Source organism: Peribacillus sp. P4_C12, assembly GCF_056402095.1.
Window position 1 is genome coordinate 1 of sequence record NZ_JBFUIB010000234.1, and the last position, 5,801, is coordinate 5,801.

Genomic DNA, 5,801 nt, shown 5'->3' on the forward strand with positions numbered 1-5,801 from the left:
GATGTGTCCCGGGGMATKCCCCGGGACACATCTCAATCTTAGATTATAAAACAGGATATTTATTTACCGGTGATTTACTTTATGCCGAGACTCCAATTTACGCCTTTTATCCCTCAACAGACCCAGTAGACCTTGTTAATTCATTGAAAAAAATTGCTAAGATCAAAGGAGTTTCCAAAATCTACGGAGGACATAACCAACTCGGTCTCGAACCAAAGATTTTTGATGAAGTCCTGGAAGCCGTTCAGTACCTTAAAGAGAACAAACTAGCCAAACACGGAACCGGTGTCCATACATTCAAAAGCTTCAGTGTACAATTTTAATAAAAGAACATTGCTTTTACACAATGCTCTTTTTGTTTAATAAGTCATAGCCATCGCTCCTTGCTTTATTGGTCTGCAAGAATGTCTTTCCACAAAATGATGGGGAATAATGGACCCTGCCGGAGTATCACCATTCTGTAATTTTTGAATGATGCTTTTAGCGGCCTGATATCCTAAATCGAAAATGTTAATATCTACAGAAGTTAGGGCAGGTAGCGATAGCTCAGAGAAAAGAACATTATTAAAGCTGACAATTGACATTTCCTCAGGAGTCCGTACGCCCATCGCTCGAAGAGAATGTACGACTCCTAGTGCCATAAGATCATCACTGACGATAAGAGCGGTTGGTGGCTCGTCAATCGATAGTAATCTTTTCGCTGCTGCTAGTCCACCTTCATGTAAAAAATCCTCATGTATAGTATATTCCCTTCTTGGAACGATACCAGCCCTTTTTAATGCACGTTCATATCCTAATAATCGATCGAGGGTCATCACAAAAGTTACATCTCCTCCAATGAATCCAATCCTTTCATGGCCTAATTGAATGAGATAGTCAGTTGCCTGTTCGGCAGCCAAGACATTATCGTTATCAACATACGTTATCTCCTCAATAAAATCATAGGGTTTCCCAATGACAACAAATGGAAAATCCCTTGCTTGTAAATAGGTTAGAATGTGATCATTCATCCTTGAATACATAAGGATAATTCCATCCACCATTCCCCCTTGAACCATATTCACGACTCCTTCGTAGACTTCCTCCTCTGTTTTCCCCGTGCTTAGTAACAGAGAGTAATGCTCTTCCTGAGCCCCTTCACTAAGACCCTGGAGGATAGCCGGAAAAAATGGATTTTGATAAAAAACGTTTGACGAACTTGGTAACACCAATCCAATGATCCTAGTTGATTGATTAGCAAGACTACGAGCAATGAAGTTTGGATGATATCCTAACTTTTCCATTGCCTTACGAACTCGTACCTTTGTTTTTTCACTTATCCGAGGATTATTAGCAATCACTCGAGAAACTGTTGAAGGAGCAACATTCGCCAGTTGTGCCACATCTTTTATCGTGACGGCCATGCGTTTCCCCTCTCCCCTCTTTAGCCTTTATTGACTTCATTCAAAAAAAAGGTGAAAACCAATAAACACTTTTCTAATTTATTTTATAATTATACATTTGTATGTATCTATAATACACTCACTTCAATAGTTATATCCATACTTTTTTAACTGTTTTCAACAATTTTCAGAAAATACTTACTTTTTTATTTTTTACTTCTCTTTTAAAAATCAAAAAGAAGCTGATTTAAGATCAGCTTCTAAAAAACAGCAGGTGTCTTTGGGTGAGGACAGAAGTCAGACGACTAACAATACTGGATTTAAAGCTTATTTCCATTTAAAATTCAGAAAGGTATTACAGGTTAATAACGATAAATCCTTGTTTCATATGGTCGCAAATTAACCATTGTTTCTTCCGGACAATTATCATAATTCGCTAGTAAAAGTTCCATTTTCCCCCAATGAGACAGGTCAATTTGATGATGATTTGTGCTAAAGTTGCATACAACCTTGGCTGAATCACCATTCATATTCCTTGTATAAATATAAAGTTCAGGATGGTCTTCCCATAATAATTCATATTCTCCGTAAACAAAAACCTGGTGTTTTTTTCGAAGTTCGATCATCTTTTTGTAAAAATGATAAATAGAAGATGGATTATTCTTCTGCTGTTCTACGTTAATGGCCCGATAATTGGAGTTGACCTTCATCCACGGTGTGCCATCCGTAAACCCACCATTTTTCTTATCGTTCCATTGCATTGGTGTTCGAGAATTATCACGGCCGCTATGCCATATGATGTGCATGATTTCATCATGTGAACGACCTTTGGAGGTCTCAATCCGGTAAAAATTTTTCATTCCGACATCATCATAATCATCTATCGAATCAAATTGGACATTCGTCATACCTATTTCCTGACCTTGATAAATAAACGGAGTCCCCTGCATGAAAAAGTATAGGGCCCCAATCATTTTCGCACTTTCCAACCAATATTGATGATCATTTCCCCATGTCGATACACTTCTAGGTTGGTCATGATTTTCAAAAAATAAAGCATTCCATCCTTTGTTTTGCAGCCCTTTTTGCCATTTAGTCATGGTACGTTTTAGACCATTAACGTCAACATTCTGATTCTGTCCACGATTCCAAAGTCCAAGGTGCTCGAATTGAAAAATCATGTTGAACTTTCCATTCACTTCTCCGACCCAATCTTCCGCCTGCTCAATCCTGACACCATTGGCCTCACCGACCGTCATGATATCATATTTAGAAAAAGTCTCATCTTTTAATTCCTGTAGATAATCCAGAATCCCTTCCTGATTGGTATGCATTTCAAAGGCAGGTATATACTGATGCCAATACGGATTAGGCATATCCGGTAGGCCTTCACGCTTATGAATATGTGTAATTGCATCTATTCGAAAGCCATCAATGCCTTTATCGAGCCACCAATTAACCATTTTATACAGAGCCTGCCTTACATCTTTGTTTTTCCAGTTTAAGTCTGGCTGCTTTTCTGCAAATAGGTGTAAATAGAATTGATTGGTCAATTCATCGAATTTCCAAGCACTTCCGGAAAAAATACTTTCCCAATTATTCGGTTCCCGGCCATCTTGGCCATCTCTCCAAACATACCAATCTCGTTTCGGATTATCTCGGGAGGAACGCGACTCAACGAACCATGGATGTTCGTCACTTGTATGGTTCAAAACAAGATCAAGTATCACTCTCATGCCACGTTGGTGAACCTCTTTCAACAGAAGTTCAATGTCTTCAATCGAACCAAACTCTTCAGAAACTGCCTGATAATCACTAATATCATAGCCGTTATCTGCATTGGGTGACTTATAAAATGGACAAATCCAAATAACATCGATTCCAAGTTCCTGCAGATAATCCAGCTTTGAAATTAACCCCCTTAAATCTCCCACTCCATCACCATTACTATCCATAAAGCTACGGGGATAGACTTGATAACAAACCGCTTCTTCCACCAGGTCTTATTCATGTTGTAACCTCCCGATTCTGTTTTCCACAAAGCCAAGGGGACAATGTTTTGCAGCTACCAAAAATCGAGAGGTATATGATTATTTTGGCTGGTTTCGTTTTGAACGTTTAATAACCAAAGCAATAAATATACCAAATATAACAAGAACCAATCCTATAACAAACAGGTAAGGAATATTTATAATCGACTTAGGTGATAGAGTGTAGACTTCTGTCGTCTCCCTGTCGATTACGATTGAGTAGCTGTTGTCCTTACTACGGACCAGATCCCCATTCAGCATACCTCTCAACTCTTTATTCTTTTCAAGTTCCTTATCAGTGAGGATTATCGATTGAGTTTCAGTCGTATTATTCATAGCGACAACTATTGTTTCATCACCATAGACGCGCTTGAATACCGCTGTTCCTCCCTTTTCATATAAAAGCTCCATATCCCCTTTTGTCAAAGCAGGATACATGTCTCTAAGTTCAGAAAGCTTCGTTATATAATCCACTAATTCCTGTTCCGTCTTGAAATCCATTAATTTATGATTATCAGGGGCCTTATCGCCGTTTAAGGCAATTTCCGATCCATAAAATACGATTGGTACTCCTGGTATCGTATAAAGATATGATAACGCCATTTTCCACCGTGTACCTGGGTTTTCATTATGATCAGCTGCAGCCTTCGTAAAACGAGGCATGTTCTGAGTATCCATAAACAATCCCTGCGAACCTTTGCTCTCGCTTACATCTTCACTTTTCACAAATGCATCAAACACCGGGTTCAAATCATTATCTGGCGCAGCAAATGTCTCCTTTAACTCAACATTTTGCGGATAAGCCATAAAAGCATCGATACCCGTTTTCTTATAGCTTGAAATCAAGTCGGCATCACCTTGAACATCGCCAATTGTATAGAAATTTGATTTTTCAGACTTGACAGTTTCGACAAAATCCTTCCAGAAATCCTTTGCTACGTATTGGACTTTATTCAGACGGTACCCATCAATATCCGTTTCCGTAATCCACCATTTGGCAGCATCAAGCAAATAATCTCGCGTTTCCTTGTTATCCTGATTCAAATCCGGAAGGCCATCGATCCAGGCTGTTTCCAAATCTTCCTGATTACTGTCATTAGAAATCTCTTTTTCTTCATGGAACCAGTCTTGTTTATTAGGATCAGTTAACCAAGAATGATTAGGTCCCACATTATTGGCCTGAAAGTCAATAATTACTTTCATATCACGGTTATGAGCCTCATTCACAAGTTTTTTAAATTCTTTAATCGTACCGTAGTGCTTATCTGTTTTATAAAAATCGTTAACCCAATCCCCATGATAGCCATTTTCTTCATTAGCGAAAATCGGCGATAGGATGATAGCGGTATATCCCATATCTTTTAAATAATTTAGTTTCTTTGTAATACCTTCAAAATCTCCACCATTAAAAGCAGAAGGATTATTTACATCCGCATCTCCATTATTTTGTGTATTACCATCGAAAAATCGGTCGATCATTAATGAATATACGATTTCGTCCTTCCATGTTCGTTGTTCTTTTTCAGCTGCTCCTACTGGAATGGCGTAAAAAAGAAGCAACGGAATTAAAGCGAGTGATAACACTCTTTTTCTCATATCCGCTCTCCTCCTAGCTATCTCTTTACGCCTTTAAGATTAGCCTTTTGCCCCCATAACGTCAAATCCAAATTATAAAAATCTTTACACTAAAGGGACAAAATGGAGATACAAATGAACGTTGTCGAATTGGAAAAAGTAATTCGCAATTAATATTCTTTTTTTATCCTCTTTACTGCTTCATCTAAAGTCCTTTTCGGCTTTGTTTTTCCAGAAGCTATCTCTTTCATGGCAGATTTCATCGGCTTCCATACTTCATTCATTTCCGGTATATTAGGCACAGGTTCAGCATATTGTAATTGTATGCTTAAGGCTTGTGCTCTTTCACTTTCATTGATTGCTTCATTGTTCATGATAGATTTTACAGGAGGTATTTCTCCTGTTTTTTTATAGCGGAGCATTGCATATTTATCTTTTGTCAAAAATTCTACTAACTTTGTAGACCAGTAAGGATATTTTGTGAAGGCTGTTACATGCCATCCTTTGATATCCATGAACGTTTTCATCGGCTGGCCATTTGGCAATACAGGCAATGGCGCCACCCCTGTATTCTTCCTATCAGAAAGTGTACTACCTCTACTCATGAAAGAAGCCAATTTCCCTTCTATAAACAACTTCTCTATCCCTGCTTCGTCCCCTTTTGGCATCACATCTGCTTTATACCATTTTTGAATATACTTAGCACCCTTTACAGCACTTTTATTATTTAATCCGATGTTCGTAGGATCTAGATTCCCATCTTTTTCTTTAAATACATAACCGCCCATCCCGGCCATTATTCCATACGCATCAT

General features: G+C 38.3%; 3 protein-coding genes and 2 pseudogenes. 1 reads left to right on the forward strand and 4 read right to left on the reverse strand.

Annotated features, from left to right (window positions below; all coding sequences use genetic code 11):
* A pseudogene (locus AC1DUW_RS19750) lies at nt 1-323 on the forward strand (MBL fold metallo-hydrolase); the annotation flags it as partial.
* A 36-nt stretch (nt 324-359) separates the two neighbouring features.
* Here the strand turns inward: AC1DUW_RS19750 and AC1DUW_RS19755 are convergent.
* The 4 genes and pseudogenes from AC1DUW_RS19755 to AC1DUW_RS19770 all read right to left on the reverse strand — a co-directional run.
* Nucleotides 360-1,403, reverse strand: coding sequence for a LacI family DNA-binding transcriptional regulator (locus AC1DUW_RS19755; protein WP_053344963.1), 1,044 nt, complete (start codon nt 1,401-1,403; stop codon nt 360-362).
* Between the two features lie 341 nt (nt 1,404-1,744).
* Nucleotides 1,745-3,393 (reverse strand): annotated as a pseudogene (locus AC1DUW_RS19760) (glycoside hydrolase family 13 protein).
* Nucleotides 3,394-3,472: 79 nt separating this feature from the next.
* Nucleotides 3,473-5,008, reverse strand: coding sequence for an alpha-amylase family glycosyl hydrolase (locus AC1DUW_RS19765; protein WP_053344961.1), 1,536 nt, complete (start codon nt 5,006-5,008; stop codon nt 3,473-3,475).
* A gap of 149 nt (nt 5,009-5,157) precedes the next feature.
* Nucleotides 5,158-5,801 (reverse strand): extracellular solute-binding protein (locus AC1DUW_RS19770; RefSeq protein ID WP_477643264.1); only part of this gene is annotated, 644 nt, incomplete at its 5' end.

Coding starts and splice junctions, on each gene's coding strand:
- AC1DUW_RS19755 (WP_053344963.1), bottom strand. CDS start 1,403: ATGGCCGTCACGATAAAAGATGTGGCACAACTGGCGAATGTTGCTCCT.
- AC1DUW_RS19765 (WP_053344961.1), bottom strand. CDS start 5,008: ATGAGAAAAAGAGTGTTATCACTCGCTTTAATTCCGTTGCTTCTTTTT.